At 73.8% G+C, this 26,436-nt stretch carries 23 protein-coding genes and 1 riboswitch; of the genes, 11 read left to right on the forward strand and 12 right to left on the reverse strand.

Annotated features, from left to right (window positions below; translation table 11 throughout):
* Positions 1–141: 141 nt before the first annotated feature.
* On the reverse strand, positions 142–3,669 hold the full coding sequence (locus IF651_RS04240; protein WP_191827820.1) for an ATP-binding cassette domain-containing protein: 3,528 nt from the start codon (positions 3,667–3,669) through the stop codon (positions 142–144).
* A gap of 141 nt (positions 3,670–3,810) precedes the next feature.
* Here IF651_RS04240 and IF651_RS04245 point away from each other — a divergent pair, with 141 nt between their 5' ends.
* Positions 3,811–4,536 carry a DUF4396 domain-containing protein gene (locus IF651_RS04245; RefSeq protein ID WP_191827821.1) on the forward strand — a complete coding sequence of 242 codons (726 nt, stop codon included), beginning with the start codon at positions 3,811–3,813 and terminating at the stop codon, positions 4,534–4,536.
* On the forward strand, positions 4,533–5,837 hold the full coding sequence (locus IF651_RS04250; RefSeq protein ID WP_191827822.1) for a DUF2254 family protein: 1,305 nt from the start codon (positions 4,533–4,535) through the stop codon (positions 5,835–5,837). The genes IF651_RS04245 and IF651_RS04250 overlap by 4 nt, the downstream gene beginning before the upstream one ends.
* Positions 5,838–5,845: 8 nt before the next feature.
* Here IF651_RS04250 and IF651_RS04255 read toward each other — a convergent pair whose 3' ends face one another.
* Together IF651_RS04255 and IF651_RS04260 are read right to left on the reverse strand one after the other, a co-directional pair.
* Positions 5,846–6,832 carry a malate dehydrogenase gene (locus IF651_RS04255; protein ID WP_191827823.1) on the reverse strand — a complete coding sequence of 329 codons (987 nt, stop codon included), beginning with the start codon at positions 6,830–6,832 and terminating at the stop codon, positions 5,846–5,848.
* Between the two features lie 86 nt (positions 6,833–6,918).
* Positions 6,919–8,136, reverse strand: coding sequence for an NADP-dependent isocitrate dehydrogenase (locus IF651_RS04260; protein ID WP_191827824.1), 1,218 nt, complete (start codon positions 8,134–8,136; stop codon positions 6,919–6,921).
* Between the two features lie 250 nt (positions 8,137–8,386).
* Between IF651_RS04260 and IF651_RS04265 the strand changes: the two genes are divergently transcribed.
* A complete protein-coding gene (locus IF651_RS04265) occupies positions 8,387–9,439 on the forward strand; it encodes an MIP/aquaporin family protein (RefSeq protein WP_241744083.1) in 1,053 nt (350 codons plus the stop codon).
* 111 nt (positions 9,440–9,550) lie between these two features.
* On the opposite strand, the gene IF651_RS04270 is transcribed toward IF651_RS04265, so the two are convergent.
* Positions 9,551–9,973, reverse strand: coding sequence for a DUF3017 domain-containing protein (locus tag IF651_RS04270; RefSeq protein ID WP_191827825.1), 423 nt, complete (start codon positions 9,971–9,973; stop codon positions 9,551–9,553).
* Between the two features lie 72 nt (positions 9,974–10,045).
* Here IF651_RS04270 and IF651_RS04275 point away from each other — a divergent pair, with 72 nt between their 5' ends.
* Complete coding sequence (locus IF651_RS04275) at positions 10,046–11,365, forward strand: FAD-dependent oxidoreductase (protein WP_191827826.1); 1,320 nt, start codon at positions 10,046–10,048, stop codon at positions 11,363–11,365.
* 7 nt (positions 11,366–11,372) lie between these two features.
* On the opposite strand, the gene IF651_RS04280 is transcribed toward IF651_RS04275, so the two are convergent.
* Both IF651_RS04280 and IF651_RS04285 read right to left on the reverse strand, forming a co-directional pair.
* Positions 11,373–12,947 (reverse strand): ABC transporter permease, encoded by a 1,575-nt coding sequence (locus tag IF651_RS04280; RefSeq protein ID WP_191827827.1) that lies wholly within the window; start codon positions 12,945–12,947, stop codon positions 11,373–11,375.
* Between the two features lie 32 nt (positions 12,948–12,979).
* Complete coding sequence (locus IF651_RS04285; RefSeq protein ID WP_191827828.1) at positions 12,980–13,897, reverse strand: ABC transporter ATP-binding protein; 918 nt, start codon at positions 13,895–13,897, stop codon at positions 12,980–12,982.
* 108 nt (positions 13,898–14,005) lie between these two features.
* On the opposite strand from IF651_RS04285, the gene IF651_RS17370 reads away from it, so the two are divergent.
* The gene (locus tag IF651_RS17370) at positions 14,006–14,620 is read left to right on the forward strand and encodes a TetR/AcrR family transcriptional regulator (protein ID WP_206715127.1); all 615 of its coding nucleotides are present in this window, start codon (positions 14,006–14,008) and stop codon (positions 14,618–14,620) included.
* Here IF651_RS17370 and purH read toward each other — a convergent pair.
* Positions 14,592–16,247 carry a bifunctional phosphoribosylaminoimidazolecarboxamide formyltransferase/IMP cyclohydrolase gene (gene purH / locus IF651_RS04295; protein ID WP_191827829.1) on the reverse strand — a complete coding sequence of 552 codons (1,656 nt, stop codon included), beginning with the start codon at positions 16,245–16,247 and terminating at the stop codon, positions 14,592–14,594. The genes IF651_RS17370 and purH overlap by 29 nt on opposite strands.
* A gap of 61 nt (positions 16,248–16,308) precedes the next feature.
* Positions 16,309–16,397, reverse strand: a riboswitch (ZMP/ZTP riboswitch).
* Between the two features lie 54 nt (positions 16,398–16,451).
* Here purH and IF651_RS04300 point away from each other — a divergent pair.
* Positions 16,452–16,889 (forward strand): glutaredoxin domain-containing protein, encoded by a 438-nt coding sequence (locus IF651_RS04300; RefSeq protein ID WP_191827830.1) that lies wholly within the window; start codon positions 16,452–16,454, stop codon positions 16,887–16,889.
* A gap of 43 nt (positions 16,890–16,932) precedes the next feature.
* Here IF651_RS04300 and purN read toward each other — a convergent pair whose 3' ends face one another.
* The gene (gene purN / locus IF651_RS04305) at positions 16,933–17,580 is read right to left on the reverse strand and encodes a phosphoribosylglycinamide formyltransferase (protein WP_191827831.1); all 648 of its coding nucleotides are present in this window, start codon (positions 17,578–17,580) and stop codon (positions 16,933–16,935) included.
* A gap of 195 nt (positions 17,581–17,775) precedes the next feature.
* Here purN and IF651_RS04310 point away from each other — a divergent pair, with 195 nt between their 5' ends.
* Entirely contained in the window at positions 17,776–18,213 is a 438-nt protein-coding gene (locus IF651_RS04310; protein WP_191827832.1) for a hypothetical protein, read from the forward strand.
* A 41-nt stretch (positions 18,214–18,254) separates the two neighbouring features.
* Here IF651_RS04310 and IF651_RS04315 read toward each other — a convergent pair whose 3' ends face one another.
* On the reverse strand, positions 18,255–19,544 hold the full coding sequence (locus tag IF651_RS04315; RefSeq protein ID WP_191827833.1) for a cell division protein PerM: 1,290 nt from the start codon (positions 19,542–19,544) through the stop codon (positions 18,255–18,257).
* A 108-nt stretch (positions 19,545–19,652) separates the two neighbouring features.
* Here IF651_RS04315 and IF651_RS04320 point away from each other — a divergent pair, with 108 nt between their 5' ends.
* On the forward strand, positions 19,653–20,507 hold the full coding sequence (locus tag IF651_RS04320; protein WP_191827834.1) for a patatin-like phospholipase family protein: 855 nt from the start codon (positions 19,653–19,655) through the stop codon (positions 20,505–20,507).
* Positions 20,504–21,604 (forward strand): 1-acyl-sn-glycerol-3-phosphate acyltransferase, encoded by a 1,101-nt coding sequence (locus IF651_RS04325; RefSeq protein WP_191827835.1) that lies wholly within the window; start codon positions 20,504–20,506, stop codon positions 21,602–21,604. Before IF651_RS04320 ends, IF651_RS04325 begins: the two co-directional genes overlap by 4 nt.
* On the opposite strand, the gene sucD is transcribed toward IF651_RS04325, so the two are convergent.
* The 3 genes from sucD to IF651_RS04340 form a co-directional block, all read right to left on the reverse strand.
* Complete coding sequence (gene sucD, locus IF651_RS04330; protein WP_191827836.1) at positions 21,605–22,498, reverse strand: succinate--CoA ligase subunit alpha; 894 nt, start codon at positions 22,496–22,498, stop codon at positions 21,605–21,607. It lies immediately after the preceding gene.
* A 36-nt stretch (positions 22,499–22,534) separates the two neighbouring features.
* Positions 22,535–23,728 carry an ADP-forming succinate--CoA ligase subunit beta gene (gene sucC, locus IF651_RS04335; protein ID WP_191827837.1) on the reverse strand — a complete coding sequence of 398 codons (1,194 nt, stop codon included), beginning with the start codon at positions 23,726–23,728 and terminating at the stop codon, positions 22,535–22,537.
* Between the two features lie 185 nt (positions 23,729–23,913).
* The gene (locus IF651_RS04340) at positions 23,914–25,500 is read right to left on the reverse strand and encodes an OmpA family protein (protein ID WP_191827838.1); all 1,587 of its coding nucleotides are present in this window, start codon (positions 25,498–25,500) and stop codon (positions 23,914–23,916) included.
* A 149-nt stretch (positions 25,501–25,649) separates the two neighbouring features.
* Between IF651_RS04340 and IF651_RS04345 the strand changes: the two genes are divergently transcribed.
* Together IF651_RS04345 and IF651_RS04350 are read left to right on the forward strand one after the other, a co-directional pair.
* On the forward strand, positions 25,650–25,871 hold the full coding sequence (locus IF651_RS04345; protein WP_191827839.1) for a helix-turn-helix domain-containing protein: 222 nt from the start codon (positions 25,650–25,652) through the stop codon (positions 25,869–25,871).
* Complete coding sequence (locus IF651_RS04350; RefSeq protein ID WP_191827840.1) at positions 25,868–26,428, forward strand: Clp protease N-terminal domain-containing protein; 561 nt, start codon at positions 25,868–25,870, stop codon at positions 26,426–26,428. Before IF651_RS04345 ends, IF651_RS04350 begins: the two co-directional genes overlap by 4 nt.
* Positions 26,429–26,436: the final 8 nt, after the last annotated feature.

Below are 26,436 nucleotides of genomic sequence, written 5' to 3' on the forward strand. Positions count from 1 at the left end.
TCGGCCGAAGACGCCCATGCGCAGCAGACTCGTGCCCCGGCGCACCATCGTCGTCCTCCGCTCGGACGGTCGGTCCGGACACACCGTATCCGGTGGCCGCAGACTCCGAGCCGCCCGCGCCCCGGCGCGACCAGGGGGAGCTCAGCCCGCGAGGTGTCCCCACCGCGGCGCGAGATCACGCCACGGTCCGACGTCGGCGACCCGCCCGTCGTCGAGCACCACGACCCGGTCGGCACGGGCGAGCGCCGCCCGCTTCGACGTCGCCCCGATGACGGTGGTACCGCGCTCGCGCAGGGACGACCACAGCTCGATCTCGGTCGCGGCGTCCAGAGCGCTCGAGACGTCGTCCGCCAGGAGGAGCTCGGTGTCGGTCGCGAGCGCCCGCGCGAGCGCGAGCCGCTGCACCTGCCCGCCCGACAGCCGGACACCGCGGTGCCCCACGAGAGCCTCGTGCCCGCCGGCCTCGACGACGTCCTGCTCCAGGCGGGCGGAGGCGACCGGGCCGTGCACCTCGCGCTCGTGACCGAGCCGCACGTTGTCGGCGAACGTGCCCGAGAGCACACGCGGCACCTGCGCGACGTGCGCGACCTGGCCGGGTCGCAAGAACGTCTGGGCGTCGACGACGTCCGTGCCGTTCCACCGGATCGCACCGGTGTGCTCCATGAGACCCGCGAGCGCCGAGAGCAGGCTCGACTTGCCCGCCCCGACCTGACCGAGCAGGAGCACCAGCTCACCGCGCCGCACCGACAGGTCCACACCGTGGACGCCGATCGTGCCGTCGTCGTGCAGCGCCGTCAGGTCGGCCAGGTCGAGCCGTTCCAACGCCCGCCGCGGGACCGGGACGGGCGTCGGCGCGGCTCCCGTGACCAGGTCGACCCCGGCGGGGACGTCCATGAGGTCGGCGCCCGCGGCGAACCGGCTGGTCGCCTGCTGCCACGAGCGCGTCCCCGGCGCCTCGGTCACGACGGCGCCCGCGACGACGCCGAACCAGCCGAAGCCGTTCACCGCGTTGGCGACCAGCAGCGCCGTGGCCAGATCCCACGTCCCCATGAGGAGACCTGCCCACGCGGCGACCACGCCGAGCTGGATCATGACCAGCGGCACGCCGTCGAGCGCCGCCTGGACCCGGTGCTCGAAGACCGCGGCCCGCACGCGGCCCCGGTCGACCTCACGCAGGTGGGAGTGCACCTGCGTCGTACGGGCGGCGAGCTTGACCGTGCGCGCGGAGTCGAGGGCGGAGACGAGAGCCCGGCCGAACCGCGCCCGCGCCGCCGACGACCGTGTCGCCGACCGGCCGGCGATCGGGCGCCCGATCGCCGACGCACCCGCGGAGACCACCATCACGGCCAGCAGGACCGCCCCGGCGAGCCACGAGCCGCTGATCAGGGCCGTGACACCCGCGATCGCCAGTCCGTTGACGAAGTCGACCCAGCGGTCCGCGTACCGGGCGAACCGGTCGGCGTCCATGGCACGAGCCACGACCTCGCCCGGCGGCGACGCCGGGAGCCGGTGCTGACGTGTCTGCCCGGCCATGACGGCCATGCGCACCCGCAGCAGCACCTCGATCCACCAGCGCGGATACAGGTACACGGCGCGCGCGAGACACACCGGTGCGGCGACGAGCAGCACCGTGAACAGCCCGAGCAGCACGACCGGGAAGCCCTCGTCCAGACTCTGGACGGCGTGGCCCCACAGGTAGCCGGTGATCGCGCCCTGTGCCGAGAACAGGCTCGCCACCAGGAACAGCACCGCGGCGAACGCTCCCCACGCCGGCCGCACGCGCAGCGCGTGCAGGATCCCGCGGGCCAGGCTCGGCCCGTCCCCGGGATCGGTCAGCTCCGGCCGGGCGCCGCGACGTCGGCGCCCCCCGACGGCCCCGGCTGCGTCCTCGGGCCGGCTCGCGTCCGAGGACGCGTGCTCGGCGACGCTCGCCTCCAGCAGAGCCCGGTACGGGCCGTCGGCGGCTGCGAGCTCCGCCCGCGGACCCTGCTGCACGATGCGCCCGTGGTCGAGCACGGCAACGAGGCCGGCGCGCTCGATGGTCGAGAGCCGGTGCGCGACGAGGACGCCGGTGCGCCCGGTGAGCAGCCGCTCCGACGCGGCGACCACGCGCGCCTCGGTCAGCGGGTCCATCCGGGCCGTCGCCTCGTCGAGCACGACCACCTGCACGTCGCGCACCAGCAGGCGCGCGAACGCGACGAGCTGCTCCTCGCCCGCGGACAGCGACGTCCCGCCCGGTCCCAGCAGCGTGTCGAGCCCGTCGGGCAGGCCGAGGACCCAGTCGTCGAGCCGGAGCTCTCGGACCGCCGCCTCGACGTCCGCACGCGACACGTCCGCGAAGAGCGCGACGTTCTCCGCGAGCGTGCCCGCGAGGATCTCCGTGCGCTGCGTCACGACGCCGACGGCAGCTCGCAGCGCGTGCAGGTCGAGCTCGCGGACGTCCGCTCCCCCGACGAGCACCGAGCCGGTCGGCGGCTCGACGGCCCGGGAGAGCAGCGACGCCAGCGTCGACTTGCCCGAGCCGGTCCGCCCGACGAGGGCGACGGTCGCGCCGGCGGGAACCCGCAGGCTCACGCCGTCCAGGGCGAAGGTGCCCTCGGCGTAGGCGAAGCGCAGGTCGCGCAGCTCGATCCCGACCGGGCCCTCGGGCACCGCGCGGCCGCCTGTCGGCTCGGGCGCCACGGACAGCATCTGCCGGATCCGCGTGAGCGCGCCCAGACCTTCCTGGATGTCGGGAAGGTGGTGGACGAGGCTGTCCGTCTGCCCCACGAACATGGCCGTGACGAGGAACAGGGTGACCAGCCGGTCGACCGGCAGGTCGCCGTCCGTGGCGAGCGCTGCGCCCGCCACGGCCGTCCCCGCGAGCAACGCCGCCAGCACCAGACCCGCACGACGGACCATGCGCGACTCGACCGACAGCACCGCCTCGAACCGGGCGTGCACCCGCGCCGAGAGGACGGCGAGCCGACGGATCGCGAACGACTGCCCGAGGCTGGTGCGCAGGTCGTCGCGCGCCGCGACCGCCTCCTCGAAACCGGCGGCGTGGTCCGTCCAGGCCGCCTCCTCGACGACCTTGCGGCGCGAGATCTCGCCCAGCATCGGCCGGACGAGCAGCCACGCGACCAGGCCGAGGACCGGGAAGAGGAACCAGGCCGGCCACCACGTCAGCCCGGCCACGACCCACATGGGGACCACGCCGACGAGCGTGCGCCCCGCGCCCCAGAGCTGGCGCCGCACGAGCGTGCCGACGGCGTGCGTGTCGTCGTCGACCCGGTCCAGCACCTCGCCGACCGCCTGCTCCGTCAGGGTGGCCAGCGGCTGGTGCAGGGCAGCCGTGAGCAGGTCTCCCCGCAGCCTTCCTTCGGCACGGTCGACCACGCCTGCCCACACGATCTGCCCGGCCGTGTCGAACAGCGCAGCGCCCACGATGCAGACCGCGAGCAGCCGGAGGCTCGCGGTGGTCGGGTCGTCGGCGATCCACCCGGCGACGACGGTGCCCAGAGCGGCCCCGACCGCGCCGACGGTGAGGCCGACCAGCGCGACGAGGGCCTGCGGCCGCCGCAGGCGCCGCCAGTCCAGCCGCCGGGAGGGGTCCACGGTGGCGGGGGCGGTCGCGCCCGGGCCGTCCGGGCCGGACGGGTGGGAGGTCGGTGCGGGTGCGTCGATCATGGCGAGTCGACCCTATGTCCCGTGCCCGACACCCACGCAGGCAATTTCCGTGCCGCACGACGAGGTCCGCCTCGAGATGCCGGCGCACCCGCCCGGTGTGACCGTGGAGCGGGCCAGCAGCGCACGACGAGGACGGAGCACATGACGGAGCAGGCGGCGGCACCGGCACCGGCGTTCCCCGGCGCGCTGTCGGCGCTCGCGACCGTCTCGCTCGTCGTGGCGGGGCTCTGCGCGCTCTGGGTCGCCGTCGACGTCGTCCGGCGCCCGCCCCGTATGCGGGTCATGGCGGTCGTCTGGCCGCTCACGATGCTGTTCGGCAGCGTCGTCTGGTTGTGGTTCTACCTCCGCTGGGCGCGGACGGGCCGAGCGGACGACGACGCAGACCGCCCCCACTGGGTCTCCGTCGTGACCAGCACCAGCCACTGCGGCGCGGGGTGCACGCTCGGCGACGTGGTCGGCGAGGGGCTCGTCCTGGCGGTACCCGGGCTCGCGACCGTCGCCGGGTACGGCTGGCTCTTCGCCGACGAGATGTACGCGCGGTGGGTCGTGGACCTCGTGCTCGCGTTCGGCTTCGGCATCGTGCTGCAGTACCTCGCGATCGCGCCGATGCGGGGGCTCTCGTTGCGCCGTGGGCTGGCCGAGGCGGTCACGGCGGACACCGTCTCCATCCTGTCCTGGCAGCTCGGGATGTACGCGGCGATGGCGCTCGCCCAGCTCGTCGTCCTCCCCGCTGCGTTCGGCGGACCGGCGCCCGTGCTCAGCGTCGAGTTCTGGTGGATCATGCAGCTGGCGATGCTCACCGGTTTCGCCACCAGCTACCCGGCGAACGTCTGGCTGGTGCGGCGCGGCGTCAAGGAGGCGATGTGAGGATCGCCTGGCGTCGCGCCCTCGACTCGTTCTGGTTCTACCCGGCCGTCCTGTCGACGGTGGCGGTCGTCGTCGCCGAGGTCCTCATCGGCGTCGACCGTGCCCTCGCCGAGGACTCCTTCGAGGACGTGACCCTGTTGTCCTCGTTGAGCGCCGGCGGCAGCCGGGCGCTGCTCAGCGCCATCGCCACGTCCGTGCTCACCGTGACCGGGACGACGTTCTCCATCACGATCTCGGTGCTCGCGACCACCACGTCGTCGTACGGGCCGCGGCTGGTGCGCAACTTCATGAGCGACCGTGGGAACCAGCTCGTGCTCGGCGTCTTCACCGCCTCGTTCCTGTACTCGCTCGTCGTGCTGCGCGCCGTGCGCAGCGAGACGGACGACGGCGATGCGTTCGTCCCGACGCTGGCGGTGAACGGCGCGATGCTCCTCGCCGTCCTCAGCGTCGCCGTGCTCGTCTACTTCATCCACCACATCGCCGACTCCGTGCAGGTCTCGACCCTGCAGCGCCGTCTACGGGACGACCTCGGCGCCGTCGTCGAGCTGCTCGCGCCCGCGCAGGCAGGCCCCGCCGACGTCGGACCGCAGCACACAGGACCGCAGGACCTGCCGCCCGTGCGCGACGTGGTCGCCGCCGACAGGTCCGGCTACGTCCAGCGGGTCGACGTCGACCGGCTCCTGCGGCTCGCCGAGGCGTCGGACGGCCTGGTCGAGTGCGTCGTGAGGTCCGGCGACCATGTGGCCGTGGGCGAGCCGGTCGTCCGCCTCCGTGCACACGGCACCTTCGCGGACGACGGTGCCCGTGGCGTGCGCGCCGCCGTCACGCTCGGTGACGAGCGCACCCCGCACCAGGACCTCGAGTACGCCGTCCAGCAGCTCACCGACATGGCGGTGCGTGCCCTGTCCCCGGGCACCAACGACCCGTACACCGCCGCGAGCGCGTTCGACGCGCTCGGCGACGGCCTCGCCCGGCTCGCCGGACGTCCGCCCGTCCCACCGGGACGGGCGGACGCGGGCGGCACGCTGCGTGTCGTCGTCCCGTGGCCACAGGCCGAGGAGCTCATCGCCCAGGTCCTGGTAGCCGTGCGCTGCTACGCGGTCGACGCGCCCGTCGCGCTCGGCGCGGCACTGCGGCTCGTGGAGCGGATCGCCCGCGTGGCGGAAGGCCCCACCACCCGCAGCCTCGTGCGCGACGAGGTGCGCGCGCTGCACGAGGCCGTCGCCCGCTCCTCGCTCCAGGAGCGTGACCGGCTCGGCATCGAGCGGCGGGTCGACGAGGTCCTCACGACGCTCGCCTGATCTCGCGGTCAGACGAGGCCGAGCTGGCGCACGGCGGCCCGCTCGTCGTCCAGCTCCCCGACGGAGGCATCGATCCGGCCGCGGGAGAAGTCCGAGATCTCCAGGCCCTGCACGATCTCCCACGCACCGTTCTGCGAGACGACGGGGAACGACGAGATCAGACCTTCGGGAACACCGTACGAGCCGTCGGACACCACGCCCGCGCTCGTCCAGTCGCCCTCGGGCGTCCCGAGGACCCAGTCGTGCACGTGGTCGATCGCCGCGTTCGCCGCCGACGCCGCCGACGACGCACCACGAGCGTCGATGATCGCGGCGCCGCGCTTGGCGACCGTCGGGATGAAGTCCTGCTCGAGCCACGCGCGGTCGTCCGTGAGCTCGGTGCCCGGGCGTCCCCCGACCTCCGCGTGGAAGAGGTCCGGGTACTGGGTCGCGGAGTGGTTCCCCCAGATCGTGAGCCTGCGGACCTCCGAGACCGGCACGCCGGCCTTCTTCGCGACCTGCGTCAGCGCCCGGTTGTGGTCGAGCCGCGTCATCGCGGTGAACCGGTCCGTCGGCACGTCCGGCGCGTTCGAGGCCGCGATGAGCGCGTTCGTGTTCGCAGGGTTGCCCACCACGAGCACGCGCACGTCGTCGGCCGCGCCGGCGTTGATCGCCTGCCCCTGCGGCTTGAAGATCCCGCCGTTGGCCTCGAGCAGGTCCCCGCGCTCCATCCCCGGGCCGCGCGGACGAGCGCCGACCAGCAGGGCGACGTTCGCCCCGTCGAAGCCGACGGTCGGGTCGTCGACGATGTCGATCCCCGCGACCAGGGGAAAGGCGCAGTCGTCGAGCTCCATCGCGGTGCCCTCGGCGGCCTTGACGCCCTGCGGGATCTCCAGGAGGCGCAGCCGCACGGGGGTCTCGGGGCCGAGCATCTGCCCGGACGCGATCCGGAACAGCAGCGCGTAGCCGATCTGACCGGCCGCGCCGGTCACCGTCACGTTCACGGGAGAAGTCATGGGCACACTCTCCCACAACGCGCGACGCCGGCACCCGCACCCGGGAGGGGTGGGGTACCGGCGTCGGGAACGAGCCGGGACGGGCCTCAGCCGAGGCGGGCGGCCAGGTTCTCGTCGATCGCGGCGAGGAACTCCTCGGTCGTGAGCCACGTCTGGTCCGGGCCGACGAGGAGCGCGAGGTCCTTGGTCATCTTGCCGGACTCGACGGTCTTGACGACGACGTCCTCCAGCGCCTCGGCGAACTGCGTGACCTCGGGCGTGCCGTCCAGCTTGCCGCGGTGCATGAGGCCCCGGGTCCAGGCGAAGATCGACGCGATCGGGTTGGTCGACGTCGGCTTGCCCTGCTGGTGCTGGCGGTAGTGCCGGGTCACGGTCCCGTGCGCGGCCTCGGCCTCGACGGTCTGGCCGTCGGGGGTCATGAGGACCGACGTCATGAGGCCGAGCGAGCCGAAGCCCTGCGCGACGGTGTCGGACTGGACGTCGCCGTCGTAGTTCTTGCAGGCCCAGACGTAGCCGCCCTCCCACTTCATGGCCGAGGCGACCATGTCGTCGATGAGGCGGTGCTCGTACGTGAGGCCGGCGGCTGCGAACTGCTCGGCGAACTCCGCCTCGAAGACCTCGGCGAACAGGTCCTTGAACTGGCCGTCGTAGGCCTTGAGGATCGTGTTCTTGGTCGACAGGTACACCGGGTAGTTCCGCTGCAGGCCGTACGCGAACGAGGCGCGGGCGAAGTCCTTGATGGACTCGTTGAAGTTGTACATGCCCATCGCGACCCCACCCTCCTCGGGCATGGTCACGACGTCGAACTTCTGCGGCTCGGAGCCGTCGGCGGGCTCGAACGTCATCGTGATCTTGCCGGCGCCGGGGACCTTGAAGTTCGTCGACTTGTACTGGTCGCCGTGGGCGTGCCGGCCGATGATGATCGGCTTGTTCCAGCCCGGGACCAGGCGCGGGATGTTCGAGATGATGATGGGCTCGCGGAAGACGACGCCACCGAGGATGTTGCGGATGGTCCCGTTCGGGGACACCCACATCTTCTTCAGGCCGAACTCCTCGACGCGCGCCTCGTCGGGCGTGATCGTCGCGCACTTGACGCCGACGTTGTACTGCTTGATGGCGTTGGCGGCGTCGACGGTCACCTGGTCGTCGGTCGCGTCGCGGTGCTGGATCGACAGGTCGTAGTACTTGAGGTCGACGTCCAGGTACGGGTGGATGAGGCGGTCCTTGATGAACTGCCAGATGATGCGCGTCATCTCGTCGCCGTCGAGCTCGACGACCGGGTTGACGACCTTGATCTTGCCCATGCGCAGATCGCTCCAACGTGTCGGGGAGTGGGCGTCCCCGGCGTCCGACGGCGGCTGCGGCGACCAGTTCCGGTCGTCGGCCGGTCGTCGCGCGAGGACGTTGCTGACCGCCGTCCAGGGTACTCGACTTCTCGACATCAAGATACTTTTCTCCGGCCGGGCACAGCCGATGTCCCTGCATCGGCCAGGTTTCGGTGGCAGGATGCCCCCAGATGCCGGAATCGGCCCCATCGACCAGGACAGGATGATCATGTCTCAGGACACCACCGCCACCGAGAGCGGCCGCGCCGCCGACGTCGTACGGACCGAGTCCGTCGAGGTGGTCCAGCCCGGGCTCCTCGCGCGACTGGGGGCCGAGGTCTTCGGTACCTTCGTCCTCGTGCTCGCCATCGTGGGCATCGCGCTGTACAACCGCTTCACCGGTGGCGGGCTCGTGCTCCCCGTCGCCCTCGGTGGCGGTATCGCGGTCCTCGGCGCCATCGCCGCCGTCGGGCACGTGTCGGGCGGGCACTTCAACCCCGCCGTGACCCTCGCCGCCGCGATCGGCGGCCGGACGGCGTGGCGCGACCTCGCGCCCTACTGGCTCGCGCAGCTCGTGGGAGGAGCGATCGCCGGACTCGTGCTGTTCGCGACGCTCCCGTCCGCCGGCCTCGAGACGCTCCAGCAGGGCGGCATCATGGCGGAGGCCACGAAGCAGTCGTTCTTCTCCTCCACCGCCAACGGGTTCGGCGAGCACTCGCCGTTCGCCGGCGCGACGAACGGGGCGTTCGCTTTCGAGTGGGGCTCCGCGCTGCTGGTCGAGGTGATCGTGACCGCGGTGTTCGCCGGCGTGATCCTCGGCGTCACGGACCGTCGCGCCGCCTCGAAGCTCGCACCCGTCGCGATCGGGCTCACGCTCGCCGCCGGCATCCTCATCGCGGCCCCCGTGACGAACGCCTCCCTGAACCCGGCGCGCTCGTTCGCCGCGGCGATCTTCTCCGACTCGTGGGCCATGTCCCAGATCTGGCTCTTCGTCGTCGGGCCGCTCGTCGGCGCGGCCCTCGCGGGGCTGTTCTACCGCGCGTTCGCCTTCGCCCCCGCGCAGGACGACCTGCTCGGCGAGGAGACCCTGGTGGTCGAGGAGCCCGACGTCACGCCCGCCGACGGCGCGTACGAGGAGGCGGACACGAGCCTCTCGACCCCCGCTGCCGGACCGGACCCCGACGCGTCCCCGACCTCGGGCACGGTCACGGAGACAGGCACGGAGACCGACACGGACACGTCGACAGGCACGGACACGGGCACGCAGCGACCCGGCGTCTGACCGGTCTGACCACGCACGCGCCCACGAGGGCCCGGTCCGCGACGGACCGGGCCCTCGTCACGTCGCCGGTGGGGCCTCGTCCGCGGGCTGCGTCGTCGGCGGGCCGAGCCGTCAGCCCTGAGGGACGACGCCCGGGGTCGTGAGGGCCAGGAACGCGATGGCGACGGCGGGGGCGAGGAAGAAGAAGGTGTCCAGCCCCCGGGACCGCACCGAGATGCCGACGGGGCCCGGTCCGGGCAGGAAGGCCCGCGCGAGACCCGCGGCGACGAGCACCCCGGCAAGGACGAGGCACCCTGCGCGCGCGTCCACGAGCACGGCGACCACGGTGGCGAGGAGGACGCCCGCGAGCACGATCCACATCGCGGGCCGACGCGACGCCGACCGCGACGAACCGGGGCCGGGTCCCGCGTCGTCGGTCACGTGGTGCCACACGGGGACGGGGACCGGTCGCCGACCGGGAGGAGCAGCGGGTGCGGACCCCGCGCTCCCGCCCTCGGCCTCACGGGTACGGCCGGTGTCGCCCGTGCCGCTCATCCGCGTCCTCGCCCGTCTCGTCGCCGTCCCCGCACACGCACGATCGTAGCGCCGTGGCCTACCGTGACGATCATGGCACCTCCGGACCGTGGACCCGCTCCCACCGCCGACCCGCCGTCGTCCGTGGTCGTCGTCGGCGCGGGCCTGGCCGGCGCGCAGACCGTCGCCGCGCTGCGTACCCACGGGTTCACGGGGGCGATCACCGTCCTGGGCGCCGAGGGCGTCCCGCCGTACGACAGACCACCGTTGTCCAAGGAGCTGTTGAGCCGGGCCGAGCCCGCCTGGCTCGCCGGCGAGCTCGGGGTGGACGTCACGGCCCTCGCGGACGACGTCCGCCTCGCCGACCCGGCCGCACGGCTGGTGACGGCGACGGGACCGACCGAGCAGCACGTCGTGGTCACACGGTCGGGCGAACGGTTGCGCGCGGACGCCGTCGTGCTCGCGGTGGGGTCCGCACCGGTGCGCCCGGCGGCGTGGGAGTCCGCCCTGGTGCTGCACACCGCGGCCGAGGCCGCGACCCTGCGGGCCGTCGTGCACCCGGGCCAGCGGCTCGTGGTCGTCGGCGCCGGCTGGATCGGTGCGGAGGTCGCGGGGATCGCCGCGGGGGCCGGCGCGGACGTGACCGTCGTCGAGGCCGGGCCCGCTCCCCTGGGCCGCCAGCTCGGGAACGACGTCGGGGCCCACCTCGCCCGGTGGTACGCCGAGGCGGGGGCACGACTGGTCACGGACGCCGCGGTCGTCGACGTGCGGCCCGACGGCGTGGGGCTCGCCGGCGGTGGCCGCGTCCCGGCCGACGTCGTGCTCGTCGCGGTCGGTGCCCGCCCGTCGACGGCGTGGCTCGACGGTGTGGTGCCGCGCGACGCGACGGGTGCCATCACGGTCGATGCCGCGGGCGCCGTCCTGGGTCGGACCCGGCTGTGGGCCGTGGGCGACTGCGCGACGCGCGTGCACCCGGAGATCGGCGCGGTGCCCGGCGGGCACTGGTCCGCCGCGCTCCACGACCCGGACGCGACGGCGCGGGCCGTCGTCGGGCTGGATCCTCACGACGCGCCCCCGCACGCCCCGTACGTCTTCTCGCAGCAGCTCGGGCACGACGTCGCGCTGCTCGGGGTCCGCGAGGCCGGGGACGACGCGGTGCTGCGCGGCGACCCGAGCGGGGGCGCGTCCGGCCGCGACCCGTGGTCGGTCGTCTACCTGGACCCCACCGACCATGGCCGGACCGACGACGCCGGTCGCGCGGTCCGGCGAGCCCACGCCGTGCTCCTCGTCGACTCGCCGCGCGACGTGGGCGCGGTCCGTCGCGTCGTCACGCGCGCACCGCGACCCGACGTCGTGCTCGACCTCGTCGCGGACCCGACGGTCCGCTGGCGCGACGTGACCGCCTCGCGCTGAGCCGCTCTCAGCGCGGGACGTCCCGGTGCCGGAACCCCGTGGCGCCCGCGACGACCAGGGCGACGACGACCACGGCGACGATCACGACGGCCACACCGGACGCCTCGTCCGTGGGGAGCCTGCCCGTGGCGTGGACCGGCGAGACCTGCAGCGCCCAGTCCGGTAGCCGGAGCATCTCGCCCAGCAGCTCGACGAGCGCGACGTAGGCGAGCGCGGCCCACATCGCCACGGTGCACCGCGGCAGGAGACCCACCAGCGCGACCCCCAGCGCCGGCAGGGTCAGCACCGCGGGCAGGTAGGCGACCGAGGCGCCGATCGTCCCGGCGACGTCGCCGGACGTCCCGGCGACGGCCGCCGCGAGACCGATGCCGCCCCCGAGAGCGACGACGGCGCTGCCGACGAGCGCGACCGTGGCGTGGGTGGCGATCCAGGACGTCCTCGACGTGGACCGAGCCAGGACGGGCTCGAGCCGCCCACCGGTCTCCTCGGTGCGCACCCGACCGACGACCTGCGCTCCCGCACCCATCGCCATGAGCAGCACCAGGACGAGGCAGAAGGAGACGTACCAGGAGGTCGGGTCGGTCCCGGCACCGCCGGAGAAGACCGCCTGGAGGTCGGGGTTGCCCGCTATCACGTCGTCGATGTCGTCGGTGAAGGCCCCGAAGACCGCGCCGAGCGCCGCAGCACCGACCGCCCAGGCGAGCAGGACCGGGCCGTGCAGGCGCAGCGCGAGCCCGGCCTGGCTCCCGCCGAACCGTCCGGCGCGCGCGGGGCCGGGCCGGCTCGCGACGGCGGCACTCCCCAGGTCGCGGCGACCCACCAGCACGAGCCCGGTCGCCGCGAGGGCGACGAAGACGCCCAGCGCCAGCAGGAGCGGCCAGGCCCGTGAGTCCGCGAAGGGTCGCGTCTCCTGCTCCCAGGCCAGCGGGGACAGCCACTTCCACCCGTTGCCCTTCACGTCCCCGACGGCCCGCACGACGTACGCGGCCCCCAGGACGACGACCCCGGCACCGACGACGCCCGCGGACCGCCGCAGGAGCTGCCCGGCGAGCGTCGCCACGCCGGCGAACACGAGGCCGAGAGCGGTGAGCGACGCGCCGTACAGCGCGGCGTCCGGCACCGGGACGTCGTGGACGACCAGAGTCACGGCCGCACCCGCGCCGACCAGGACGAGCCCGCCGCCCGAGACCAGGAGCGCCGCCGTCCAGGGCGCGCGCGCACCGACCGCGCGCGAGCGGACGAGCTCGAGCAGACCCAGCTCCTCGGCCTTGCGCGTGGATCTCGCGACGAGCAGGAGGCCCATGAGCGGGACGGCGATCGCGGCGACGAACCCGAACTCGTTCGCGACGACACCACCGAGCGTGTCCGCCCCGTACGGGGTGCCGTTGATCGCGGCCATGGTCGGGTCCGACCCGACGGTCGCCCCGTACGTCGCGAGCTGCTCCGGCGTGCCGTAGGTCGTGCCGATCGCCGCGACGGTCCCGACGTACGTGGCCAGCAGCCCGGCGACCCAGGCGACGACCGCGACCCAGCCGGTACGCAGCTGCAGGCGCAGGACCGCTCCCAGCCCGCTCCTGGTCATGTCTCGCCCCGCCGCACGTGCTCGTCCCCGCGTCACGCGCTCGTCCCGTCGTACTCGCTGAGGAACAGCTCGTCGAGACTGGGCGGGCGCACGGTCAGCGAGACGAGGCCCTGCTCGACGAGCGGTCGCAGCACGGTGTCGATGTGCGCGGGGTCGACGGTGAAGTCCAGGTGGTCGTGGCCGACGCCGTCACCGGTCCCTCCGGGCACGACCTCCAGGTCGGCGACGTGCGGTCCCGCCAGGTCGGGGGCGCGGCCGCGCGTGACGGCGTGCACGGTGGTGCGCGCGAGACCGCGCAGCTCGACGACCGCGCCGGACCGGACGGTGCGACCGTGCCGGATGATCGTGACCGTCCGGCACAGCGCCTCGACCTCGCTGAGGATGTGGCTCGAGAGCAGCACGGTCGCGCCGTCGGCCGCCCGCTCGGCGACGCACGTGCGGAAGACCTCCTCCATGAGGGGGTCCAGTCCCGACGTCGGCTCGTCGAGCACGAGCAGGTCCGCCCGCGCGGCGAACGCCGCGACGAGCGCGACCTTCTGCCGGTTGCCCTTCGAGTAGTCGCGCACGCGCTTGGTCGGGTCGAGGTCGAACCGCTCGATCATCTCGGCCCGGCGCGCCGGGTCGAGCGGGGGCCCGCTGGAGCCGAGGACGTCGATGCACTGACCGCCCGTCAGGCCGGTCCACAGGGCGACGTCGCCCGGGACGTAGGTGAGGCGGCGGTGCAGTGCGACGGCCCGCTGCCACGGGTCCTGGCCGAACAGCGACACGTGCCCCCCGCTGCGCCGGACCATGCCCAGCAGGATGCGGATCGTCGTCGACTTGCCCGCACCGTTCGGGCCGAGGAAGCCGCGCACCTCGCCGGGTTCGAGCGCGAGGTCCAGACCGTCGAGCGCGCGGAACCGCCCGAACGTCTTCTCGAGTCCTCGGACGTCTACGACCAGATCACCCATCACGCCTCCTCGTCACCATATGGCAGCCACTGCCACATGGCAGCCACTGTACGATGGATCATCCGATCCGTCACCCGATCCGCCACCCGACCCGTCACGAGGAGCGCCATGGACCGTCGCGAACGTCGACGTGCCGACGCGATGCAGCGTGCCCAGGACGTCGCGCTCGACCTGTTCGAGGAGCACGGGTTCGACGCCGTCTCGGTCGCCCGGGTGGCGCGCGCCGCCGACCTCGCGGAGCGGACGGTGTACCGGCACTTCGGCACCAAGGAAGGGCTGGTCGTCCGGGACGAGGCCGACGCCGAGCTGCTGTCGGCGCTCGTCGCCGCGGCGCGCACGAGGGGCGCCGTGGGCGGCGCGCACGCAGTCCTGACGGGCATACCGGCAGACGCGTGGTCGCCGGACGCGCCGGTCGTGCGGACCTGGCTCCGGCGGGTGCGTCTCCTCATGAGCACGCCCGGCCTGCGTGCCGTGCTCGACCAGGAGACCACCCGCCTCGGCGACGCGCTGGGCGCCGCCGAGGCGGACGGGCTCGGTGCAGACGCCTACGCGTCCCGCGTGCGCGGACGAGCCGTCGCTGCCGCACTGGGCGTCGCCATCGACGTCTGGTACGAGAGCGACGGAGCGCGCGACCTGCGGACGCTCTGCGTCCAGGCGGTCGACGCGCTCGCGCCGCTGCGCGAGGACGGGCCCGTCAGTGGGCGAAGTGGCGCGTCCCCGTGAAGTACATCGTGACGCCGGCGGCCGAGGCCGCCTCGACCACCTCGGCGTCGCGGATGGACCCGCCCGGCGCGACGACGGCGCGCACGCCGGCATCGAGCAGGATCTGCAGCCCGTCCGCGAAGGGGAAGAACGCGTCCGACGCCGCGACGGCCCCGCGGGCGCGCTCGGCGCCGTCCGCGAGCGTGTTGGCGCGCTCGACCGCGAGCCGGCACGAGTCGACGCGGTTCACCTGCCCCATGCCGACGCCGACGGCCGCTCCGTCGTCGGCGAGCAGGATCGCGTTCGACTTCGCCGCGCGGATCGCGCGCCACGCGAACGCGAGGTCCGCGGCCGTCGCGTCGTCAGCGGGCTCGCCCGCGACGAGCGTCCAGTCGCGCGGGTCGTCCCCGCCCGACGGCGTGCCGTCCTCGCCGGTCACGGTCGCGTCGATCCGGTCGACGGTCTGCACGAGGAGCCCGCCCGAGATCGGCCGGAGCTCGACCTCGTCGGGTCGTACGCCGGCCTGCACACCGTCCGGCAGGACGAGCACGCGCAGGTTCTTCTTCGCCGCGAGGACCTCGAGCGCGGCCGGTTCGTACCCCGGTGCGACGACGACCTCGGTGAACACGGGCTTGAGCGCGAGCGCCATCCCCTGCGTCACGACGCGGTTCGCCGCCACGACACCGCCGTAGGCCGAGACGGGGTCCGTGGCGTGGGCCTTGGCGTACGCGGACGCGATGTCAGCACCCGTCGCGACGCCGCACGGGTTGTTGTGCTTGACGACGGCGACCGCCGGGCCGGCGTGGTCGAACGCGGCGCGGCGCGCGGCGTCGGCGTCCACGTAGTTGTTGTAGCTCATCGCCTTGCCCTGGAGCTGCGTCGCGGTCGCGAGCCCCCCGCGCTCGTCCGTGTACAGCGCGGCCCGCTGGTGCGGGTTCTCGCCGTAGCGCAGGACGTCCGCCCGCTCCCACGTGGCGCCGGTGAAGGCGGGGAAGCCCGCGTCGTCGGGCACGTAGGACGACGCGAACCACGAGGCCACCGCGACGTCGTACCGCGCGGTGTGCGCGAACGCCTGCGCGGCCAGGCGCTTGCGCTCGGCGAACGTGAAGCCGCCCGCCCGTACCGCGGCCACGGCCTCGTCGTAGCGCGCAGGGTCGACCACGACCGCGACGCTCGGATGGTTCTTCGCCGCGGCGCGCACCATCGACGGACCGCCGATGTCGATCTGCTCGACGACGTCGTCCGGCCCGGCACCGGAGGCCACGGTCGCGGCGAACGGGTAGAGGTTGACGACCACGAGCTCGAACGGAGCGATGTCCAGCTGCGCGAGCTGGTCGAGGTGGTCCTGCTTGCGCGTGTCCGCGAGGATCCCGGCGTGCACCCGCGGGTGCAGCGTCTTGACGCGGCCCTCGAGGCACTCGGGGAACCCGGTCAGGTCCTCGACGCGCGACACGGGGACGCCCGCGTCGGCGATGCGCTGCGCGGTCGAACCGGTCGAGACCAGCTCGACGCCCGCTCCGTGCAGGGCGGTGGCCAGCTCGACGAGGCCGGCCTTGTCGTAGACGCTCAGGAGCGCGCGGCGCACGGGGTGCCGGGCGTCGTCGGAGAGCTGGACGTCGGGTGGGGTGGGGACGTGCGGTGCGGACATGCGAGGGGCTCCTCCGGGTCGCGGTCTGTGCACCGGAGCCGTCCGGTGCCGAGTGGCAGAACCCAGGCGCCCAGGCGGTCGACGCACCAGCAGGTTGGTCCGGCCGCTCCCCGGTGGTCGTTCCCACCCTCGCCAGTCGCGGCCGCCGCCCAGTCTAGCCACCGACGGTCCCGGCGACCGAGCCCGACCGGGTACGGTCGGCAGATGTCTCGCAGCTGGAGGTCGCCCTTGCTCGTCTGGACGGTGGGCGGCGCGGTGACGATCGCGCTGCTGACCGCCGGTGACCGGGTGACCGCGCTCGTCGAGCTCGCGTTCTTCCTCCTTCTCGGCGCCGCGCTGTCGCCGCTGCCCTTCCCGCCGTCGTCGACGGAACGGGGCGCCCGTGGGGACAGCCGCCGCGACGGGCGGCCTGTCGTGCACTGGCGACCAGGGTGCCGGTTCTGCCTACGGCTGCGCCTCGTCCTGTGGCGCGACGCCGGGCGGGTCCACTGGGTGAACATCTGGCGCGATCCCGAGGGCGCGGCCGCGGTCCGCGACGTCACCGGTGGGGACGAGACCGTCCCCACGGTGACGTTCCCGCAGGCCCCACCCGAGGTGAACCCCGATCCGCGTCGGCTGCGCGCCCGACTGCGAGCGGCATGACGCAGGCCGCGCGCGACCTGGCGCCCGCCGCGCGGACGGGACGCTAGCGGGGGCCGAGGACGACGCGACGCCCCTCGACGCGCAGGCCTTCGCGCGCGACGCGACCGACGGTCTCGACGAGCAGCGCGCGCTCGGCGATCTTGATGCGCTCGTGCAGGCTCGACTCGTCGTCCGCGTCCTCGACGGGCACGGCCACCTGAGCGATGATCGGGCCGGTGTCCACGCCGTCGTCCACGACGTGCACGGTGCAGCCGGCGACCTTCACGCCGTGGGCGAGCGCGTCGCGCACCCCGTGCGCGCCGGGGAAGGACGGCAGCAGCGCCGGGTGCGTGTTGATCGTCCGTCCGGCGAACCGGCCCACGAACGCCGGGCCGAGGATGCGCATGAAGCCGGCGAGCACCACGACGTCGGGCCGGAAGACGTCGACGGCCTGCGCGACGGCCGCGTCCCACGCGGCGCGGTCCTCGAAGTCGCCCGGTCGCACGGCGACGGCCGCGACCCCGGCCTCGCGCGCGAGGTCCAGCCCGCCGGCGTCGGCCCGGTCGGACACGACGCCGACCACCCGGGCGCCGTAGGCCGCGTCGTCGTGCGCGGCCAGGAGCGCCGCGAGGTTGCTGCCCGCCCCCGACACGAGGACGACGACCCGTGCGGAGGGCGTGGAGTCGACGAGGTGGCCGGACGGGGTCTGCACGGTTCTCCTGGCGGTCGGTGGTCGTGGTCGCGGGGCGGCAAGAAGCACCGTCCCCCGATGGGAGAATGTACCGCGACCACGCCCCCCGACCGAGGAGACGCCGTGGGGAACCCGTACTCCCCTCCAGACCCGGACGCGCCACCGCGTCCCCCCGCACCCGTCCCGCCGGCGCAGGTGAGCCCCCAGCAGGAGCCCGTGACCCCTGCGGGTCGGCCGGCTCCCCCCGGGCCGCCCGACCCGGAGACGTCGCGTGTCGCGGTGCGCCGCGTCCTGCACTTCGGCCTCCTCCTGCTCGTGGTGGTGGTCGTGGGCACGATGCCGTTCCCGTGGCGCGACGTCGCGCTGCTGGCCGCCGTCGCGGCGATCGTCGCGGGCGTGCGGGCGATCGTCGCGGCACGACGCGCGCGCACGCGCCCCCTCCTCGTCGTCGCGCTCTCGCTGGGGCTCGCGCTGTCCGCGACGATCGTGCTGCAGTCGATCACGTCGCTGCTGCTGTGGGACGTCGAGGCCGCGTACCAGGAGTGCCTCGACGGCGCGATCACCGTCGACGCGACCGCACGCTGCGACGCGGAACGTACGCAGGGGATCGAGGACTGGACCACGCGCCTCGGGGGCGGGACCGTCACGCCGTGAGCACCGCCGGCGGGACCGGGAGAGGTCCGGTCGGCGGCCGCTCAGCCCGCGGCTGAGACGTCCTGGTCGTCGGTGCGGACGCGACGGTCCCGCCAGCGGGCCGGGAGGCCGAGCACCGCGAACCGACCCGCCCCGAGCGCGAGCAGCGCGCCGCCGCCCACCTCGGCGGCCGCGAACAGCCCGACGAGCAACGCGTCGGCCCCGACGTAGGCGAGCCGACCCGGCCCCACGGCGCCGCTCGCCGCCCACACCGCCAACCCGACGAGCACCCCCGTCGCGAGCACCACCCCGAGCCACGCGAGCGCGAGAGCGGACCACGGCACCTGGGCGCGACCGCGCGCGACGTCGGACGCGCGCCGCCAGACGAACGCGCCGGCGACCACGCCCAGGACGACGACGAGCGCGGGTGCCCACGGTGTCAGAGCGTTGGCCCAGTCGTCGCCCGGCAGCGCACCGAGCAACGGGACCGCCGGGAGCGCGCCCGACTGCGAGCCCGCGGTCGTGAAGCTGCTTCCCGTACCGACGGTGAACCCGGGCCCCACGATCCACGCACCGGCCCAGGCCATCAGGTCGGGCAGGACGGCGAGCTGCGCGACCGCGAGCACGACGCCACCGATCACGCCCGGGGCGAGCCCGGTGACGACGTCGCCCGAGGTCGCGCGCCCGGCGACGATCCACGCTCCCGTGAGCAGCGCGCAGGCGACCACGAGCAGACCCACCGCGACCGCTCCCCCGCGCAGGCCGAGCCGGAACGCCGGGGGCAGCCACCGGTCCGTCCGCGACGCGAGCGCGGCGACCGTCGGAGCGTCCGGCCTCGCCAGGAGGCCGGCGCCCAACCCGACCCCGCCGACGACGAGCCCGCCGAGCGCCGCGGCGACCAGGCCCCAGCTCGGAGTCGCTCCGGTGAGGAACGCGACGCCCGCGGTGAGGAGCGCGTAGGTGACGGCCCCGGCGCCCCACGCGCGCCAGGACGTGTGCGCGGACCGCCGGGCGCAGGCGAAGCAGCAGAACAGCGCGAGCGCCGTCAGGCCGAGCGGGACGAAGGTGATCGTCGTCCCGGTCGCCGCGAGCGGCACGCCGTGGCCGAGCAGCCACAGCCCGGCGCCGACGGTGACCGCCCGCCCCCACCCGACGTCGGAGGTGGACTGCGTCGAGGACGCGAGGAACGCGACGACGGCGGGCAGCACGACGACGGCGAGCGAGAGCGCGGCCGCCTGCGACGCCGCGACGGTTCCGGACGTGCGGTGGCGCGCGGGCGGGGGCGGCGGGACCGGCGGCACGCCCTCGACGGTCCGCGTGCGTGCCGCGCGGGTCGCGCTGGTGGTGCTCATGGGTGACATCGTCCCCGATGGCGTCCCGCGTGCGGGTGAGGTGGCCCGGCGCGCCCGTCGACCGCGTGTGCCCGCGACCACGCGCACGCGCGCCCGTACGATCGGGCCATGACCACCCGGCCCGGCACCACCGCGTTCGTGCTGGGAGGTGGGGGCGTACGGGGCGCGGTCGAGATCGGGATGCTGCGTGCGCTCCTGGAACGGGACATCACCCCCGACCTCGTCGTCGGCACGTCGATCGGCGCCATCAACGGTGCTGCGCTCGCCGCCGACCCCACCCCGGCCGTGGTTCCCCGCCTCGTGTCGGCGTGGTCCTCGCCGGTGGCGGCGCAGATCTACGGCGAGGCGTGGTACCGGCAGGTGGGACGGCTGGCGCGGACCCGCACGCACCTCGCGAGCCCCGAGCCGTTGCGCGCGCTGCTTCGCCAGGTGCTCGGGCGGCGCGAGACCTTCGCGGACCTCGAGGTGCCTCTCGTCGTGGCGGCGGCCTCGATCGAGCGCGCCGCAGAGCGCTGGTTCAGCACGGGCCCGCTCGTGGACGCGGTCGTCGCGTCCGCGTCCGTCCCGGGTGCGCTGCCGCCGACGCGGATCGACGGCGAGCACTACGTGGACGGCGGGGTGGTGTCCTCCATCCCGCTGGGCGAGGCCGTGCGGCGCGGCGCGGACACGATCTGGGTGCTCCAGGTCGGGCGGATCGAGGAGCAGCTGCGGCCGCCGCGCAACGCCGTCGAGGTCGCGAAGGTCACGTTCGAGATCTCGCGTCGGCACCGGTTCGCGCGCGAGCTGGCCGAGGTGCCCGACGACGTCACGGTGCACGTGCTGCCGAGCGGCGGGCCCCTGGCGGGCGACGAGAGGATCAGCTCGTCGCGCCGCCTCGACGCGACCCGGGCCCGCGCGGCGTCCTCGTACGCGGCGTCGACGAGGTACCTGGACGCCCTGGACTCGACGGGCGGCAGCAGATGAACGTCGCGCCGCCGCCGAGGTGGGTGCGCCGCCTGGTCGTGGCGCCCCTGGTCGTGCTGCTCGCCGTGGCGCTGCTCCCGACGAGCTTCTTGTTCGTCGTCTTCGTCGCCGCCGTGGTGAGCTGGGCGCTGCCCGGACGGCTGCGCGTGGTGCGCGCCGTGTGGATCGCGTGCTTCTACGTCCTGTGGGACGCCGCCGCGGTCGTCGCACTGTTCGCGCTGTGGGTCGCGTCCGGGTTCGGGTGGGCCGTCCGGCGCGCACCGTTCCGGCGCGCGCACGTGCGGCTCGCGGGCGCGATGCTCTCGGTGCTGTTCTGGCAGGTCCGGTGGACCCTGCGACTGCGCATCGAGGTGGACCTGTCCGACGCCGCGGGGCTGGACGACGAACCCGTCCTGGTCGTCAGCCGCCACGCGGGACCGGGCGACTCGTTCATCATCATGGACCGGATCCTCAACCGGTTCCGACGCGAGCCGCGCGTCGTGCTCAAGGACACGCTGCAGTGGGACCCCGCCATCGACGCGCTGCTGCACCGGATCCCGGCGTACTTCGTCGTGCCGCGCTCGCGCCGACGAGCGGGCGCGGCGTCCGGCACCGACGCCGTGGCGCACCTCGCGGCGCGCATGGCGCCCGACGCCGCACTGCTGCTGTTCCCCGAGGGTGGCAACGTCACGCCGCGACGCCGCGACGCGCGCATCGCCGCGCTGCGGGCCGTCGGCGAGGACCACCTGGCGGACCGCGCGGAGCAGATGCCGCACGTCATGGCGCCGCACGTCGGCGGGTTCCTCGCGGCGCTGGACGGGACGCCGACGACCGGGGTCGCCGTCGTCGCGCACACCGGTCTCGAGGATCTCGTCACCCCGCGCGACATCTGGCGCGAGCTGCCGATGGACAAGAAGATCACCATGAAGGTGTGGTCCACGCCCCGGGTGGACCTCCCGGCGGGCGACGACGAGCGCGCGGCGTGGCTGTACGCCCAGTGGGCACGACTCGATGCCTGGCTGGCCACCGAGGGTGCCCCCACGGCTCGCTCCGCCGACCGCACCGCGCACGACGACGGCGCCCGCCCCGGCGAGGGACGGGCGCCGTCGGGCGGCTGATCAGGCCGAGAGGATCTCGCGCATGAGCGCGGCGGTCTCGGACGGCGTCTTGCCGACCTTGACGCCGACGGCCTCGAGGGCCTCCTTCTTCGCCTGCGCGGTACCGGCGGAGCCGGACACGATCGCGCCGGCGTGGCCCATCGTCTTGCCCTCGGGGGCCGTGAAGCCCGCGACGTACCCGACGACCGGCTTGGTGACGTGCTCGGCGATGTACGCCGCGGCACGCTCCTCGGCGTCGCCGCCGATCTCACCGATCATCACGATGGCCCGGGTCTCGGGGTCGTTCTCGAACGCCTCGAGCGCGTCGATGTGCGTGGTGCCGACGATCGGGTCGCCGCCGATGCCGATGGCGGTGGAGAACCCGAGGTCCTTCAGCTCGTACATCATCTGGTAGGTCAGCGTGCCCGACTTCGACACGAGGCCGATGGGGCCCTTGCCCGTGATGGTGTGCGGCGTGATGCCGGCCAACGACTCGCCCGGCGTGATGATGCCGGGGCAGTTCGGGCCGATCATGCGGGTGCTCCTGCCCTGCAGGTAGGCCCAGACCTCGGCGGAGTCCTGGACGGGCACGCCCTCGGTGATGACCACGATGAGCGGCATCTCGGCGTCCACGGCCTCGATCGCCGCGTCCTTGGTGAAGGCCGGGGGCACGAAGAGCACGGAGACGTTCGCCCCGGTCTCGGCCATGGCCTCCTTGACGGTGCCGAAGACCGGCAGCGTGACGTCGTCGCCCTCGTGGTTCTTGTGCGTGACCGTCGTGCCGGCCTTGCGGGCGTTGACGCCACCCACGATCTGCGCGCCGGAGTCGAGCATCAGGGCGGTGTGCTTGGCACCCATCCCGCCGGTGATGCCCTGGACGATGATCTTCGAGTCGGAGTTCAGGTAGATCGACATGGTGTTCTCTGTCTCAGCTTTCGACGTCTCGGGCGATCAGGCGGTCGCGGCGGCGTGGGCCAGCTCGGCCGCCTTGTCGGCGCCGCCGTCCATCGTCTCGGCCAGGGTCACGAGCGGGTGTGCCGCGTCGGCCAGGATCTGACGGCCGAGCGCGACGTTGTTGCCGTCGAGGCGCACGACCAGGGGCTTGGTGGCCTCGGCGCCGAGGATCTCCAGCGCGCCGACGATGCCGTTCGCGACCTCGTCGCACGCGGTGATGCCGCCGAACACGTTCACGAACACCGCCTTCACCTGCGGGTCGTTCAGGATGACGTCGAGCCCGTTGGCCATGACCTTCGCGTTCGCGCCGCCGCCGATGTCGAGGAAGTTGGCGGGCTTGACGCCGCCGTGCGCCTCGCCGGCATAGGCGACGACGTCGAGGGTGCTCATGACGAGTCCCGCGCCGTTGCCGATGATGCCGACCTCGCCGTCGAGCTTCACGTAGTTGAGGCCGTTCGCCTTGGCCTTGGCCTCGAGCGGGTCGGCCGCCTCCTTGTCCTCGAGCTCCGCGTGCTCCGGGTGACGCACCTCGGACGCGTTCTCGTCGAGCGTGACCTTGCCGTCGAGCGCGACGATCTGCCCGTCCTCGGTGCGGACCAGCGGGTTCACCTCGACGAGCGTCGCGTCCTCCTCGGTGAACACGGTCCACAGCGAGCGGATGACCGACGCGACCGGGGCCTTGAGGTCCTCGGCGAAGCCGGCCGTCTCGACGATCTCGAACGCCTTCGCCTCGTCGATGCCGACGATGGGGTCGACGGCGACCTTGGCGAGCGCGTCGGGGCGCTCGACCGCGAGCTGCTCGATCTCCACGCCGCCCTCGACGGAGCACATGGCGAGGTAGTTGCGGTTCGACCGGTCCAGCAGGACGGAGAAGTAGAACTCCTCCGCGATCTTGGCACCCTGCGCGATCATCACGCGGTGGACCGTGTGGCCCTTGATGTCCATGCCGAGGATCTCGGCCGCCTTCTCCTGCGCCTCGGCCGGGGAGTGGGCGAGCTTCACGCCGCCGGCCTTGCCACGACCACCGGTCTTCACCTGAGCCTTGACGACGACCACACCGTCCGGTCCGCCGCCGATCAGTTCCTCCGCGCCTGCGCGCGCTTCGTCGGGTGTCGTCGCGACGACCCCGCCCAGCACGGGCACGCCGTGCTTCTCGAAGATGTCGCGCGCCTGGTATTCGAACAGGTCCACCCTGCTGCGTCCTTCCGTTGGATGCGCCGTGTGCGGCATGGCCGATGTCTCGACGTCAAGACATCCCCGTACAGCGTAGCCTCACGGGCGTCCGCGAACACCTCCGGACGGGCGCCGGGGCCCGGCGGCGCGTGTTCCGTTGGTCACGCCTGCACCCCGGGACGCTCGCAGCGCCTGTCCTGGCGTCAGTCCTCGACGGGGACGTCGACCCACCGGACCGGTGAGCTCCCGGTCACGTACTCGGTCGAGCCGTAGGGCACGTCGACGGTCACCGTGTCCGTCCCGGTGTCCGGCCACACCACGCTCTGGCGCGACGACTGCCCGGGCTCGAGCGACCCGACGGACTGGTCGACCAGGGCGTTGCGTCCGTCGAAGGTGTACAGACCCGGCTCGCCGAGGTAGTCCACGGGATAGGTGCGCAGCGAGCCGTCGAGCAGGGTCACGTTGTTCGCACCCCGCCAGTCCCCGCTCGTGTTGCCGCGGGCGTCCTGGATCGAGGACAGGACCTCGGTGGAGTACACGGGCTTCTCGCCCTCGTTGGTGACCTCCAGGTCGCCGACGAGGTAGCTCCCCACGCGGTGGACCCGGAGGAGCGCGACACCCAGGGTCTGCTTCTGGCCGAGGTCGTCGAGGTGCTCGACCGTCTCGCCGCCCAGGCCCTCGACGACCGGTCCCTCGGCGACGGGCAGGCCGTCCTCGCCCGTCTCCTGCGTGACCGACTCCTGGACGACGTCGGTGCCCTGGCCGGTGAGCTCGATGGTCACACGACGGTTGAGCGCGCGGGCCTCGTCGGTCTCCTCGGTGGTCAGCGGGTCCGACTCTCCCCGGCCCTCGACCACCACGTCGAACCGGTCGAGGTCGTCGATCAGCACGTCCATCCGGTCGGCGACCGCCTGCGCGCGCGCCTCGGACAGCTCCTGGTTGTCCTCCTCGGAGCCGACGTCGTCGGTGTGCCCGATCACGCGCAGCTCCCCGCTCGACGCGTTGATCAGCTGGAAGTCCACGTCCCAGAACGCCTCGTCCGCCTCGTCGGAGAGCTCGGCGGAGTCGACGTCGAACAGGACGTCGGAGCTGATGTCGAGCGTGACCGTCTCCGCCGAGCGCCGGGTGCGCACCGATCCCTCGTCCTGGGCGATGTAGGTCTCGATGAACGCCGTCGGCACGCGCAGGTCGCCCGGCGCCTCAGCCGTCAGGTCGGCGACGGGAACGGTCAGGTCCGGGACCTTCGCAGCATCGACGACCGGCACGTCCTCCACCAGGCCGACGTGCGGGACCAGGACGTCGGTCGTCGGGGTGTCCGGAGCGTCGAACGCGACGTACCCCAGCACGGGCTCGCGACCGTTCTCGATGATGTCGTTGTCGCCGACGCTGCCGACGACCTCGCCCTCGGCGGTGTACGCGGCCTCCCGGACGGTGCCACCCTCGAGGTCGACGAGCCGCAGACCGTCGAACGCCGACTCGTCGCTCACCGAGACGTTGGTGAAGGCCTCCCGCACCCGGACGTTGCCCTCGCCCGTCGTGTGGGCCCCGACCCGCAGGACCCCGAGGTCGCCGTCGATCGCGAGCGGACCGATGCTCAGGTCGACCGGGACGCCGAGGACGTCTGCCTGGAGCTCGACGGGGGCCGGGTCGACCGTCTGCGACGGGGCCGCGGGTGCGACCGTCGGGGGCGTGGGGCGCGGGACCTCGATGCCGCACGCGCCGAGCGTCGCGACGAGCACCAGCGCGCCGCCGAGCGCGACGGGCGTCCTCAGTGAACGGTGGCGTGACATCGAATCTCCCTGCTCGGCCCGCGGGGCATGACGGAGGCGAGGGCCTCGGGCCCGGCAGAGCGTACCGGAGACGCCCGAGCCCTCTCCACGCACGAGCACGTCCGTCAACCACAGTTGACGGATGCACGCTGTCAACGTACATTGACGCCATGGATCTTCTCGACCTGGACGCCGCGAGCGGCGCCGACCCCGACGCAGGGCTGCGCGCCGTCCGCTCCCTGCGCGTGCTCGCGGAACGGCTCGAGGCGCTCCAGGTCGCGAGCGCGCGGGAGCAGGGGTGGTCGTGGCAGGAGATCGCCGAGCGCCTCGGGGTCACGCGCCAGGCGGCGCACAAGAAGTACGGATCGTCCCGCAGCACCAGGAGGTCATGACCATGTTCGAGCGCTTCTCCGCCGACGCCCGTGCCGTCGTCGTCGACGCCCAGACGGCGGCCCGCCGCCGCGGAGCCCCGTCGATCGACACCGTGCACCTGCTGCTCGCGCTCGCTGAGCAGCCGGGCACCCGCGCCGTGCGTGCGCTGACGGACCTCGGCATCGCGCCCTCGGCGGTCGAGCGGCTGGCCGAGCCGTCAGCCGGCGGCGACGTGCTGGACGACCAGGCGCTCGCCGCGATCGGCATCGACCTCGCCACGGTGCGGGCTCGCACCGACGCAGCCTTCGGCGACGGCGCGCTCGACCGCGTCGCGGACAGGCCGCGCCGGGGGCACGTGCCGTTCACCCACGACGCCAAGAGGACGCTCGAGCTGGCGCTGCGCGAGGCGATCCACGAGGGATCGCGCTCCATCGACTCCGGCCACGTCCTCCTCGCACTGCTGCGCGCGGACGGCACGAGCGCGCGCCGCGTGCTCGACTCTGCGCTCCGCGACGCCGGCACCGACGCCGGTGCGCTGCGGGACGCGCTGCACGATCCTCGGCGCACCGCGTCCTGACCGCGGGC

The sequence above is a fragment of the Cellulosimicrobium arenosum genome, from assembly GCF_014837295.1.
Taxonomy (GTDB): Bacteria; Actinomycetota; Actinomycetes; order Actinomycetales; family Cellulomonadaceae; genus Cellulosimicrobium; species Cellulosimicrobium arenosum.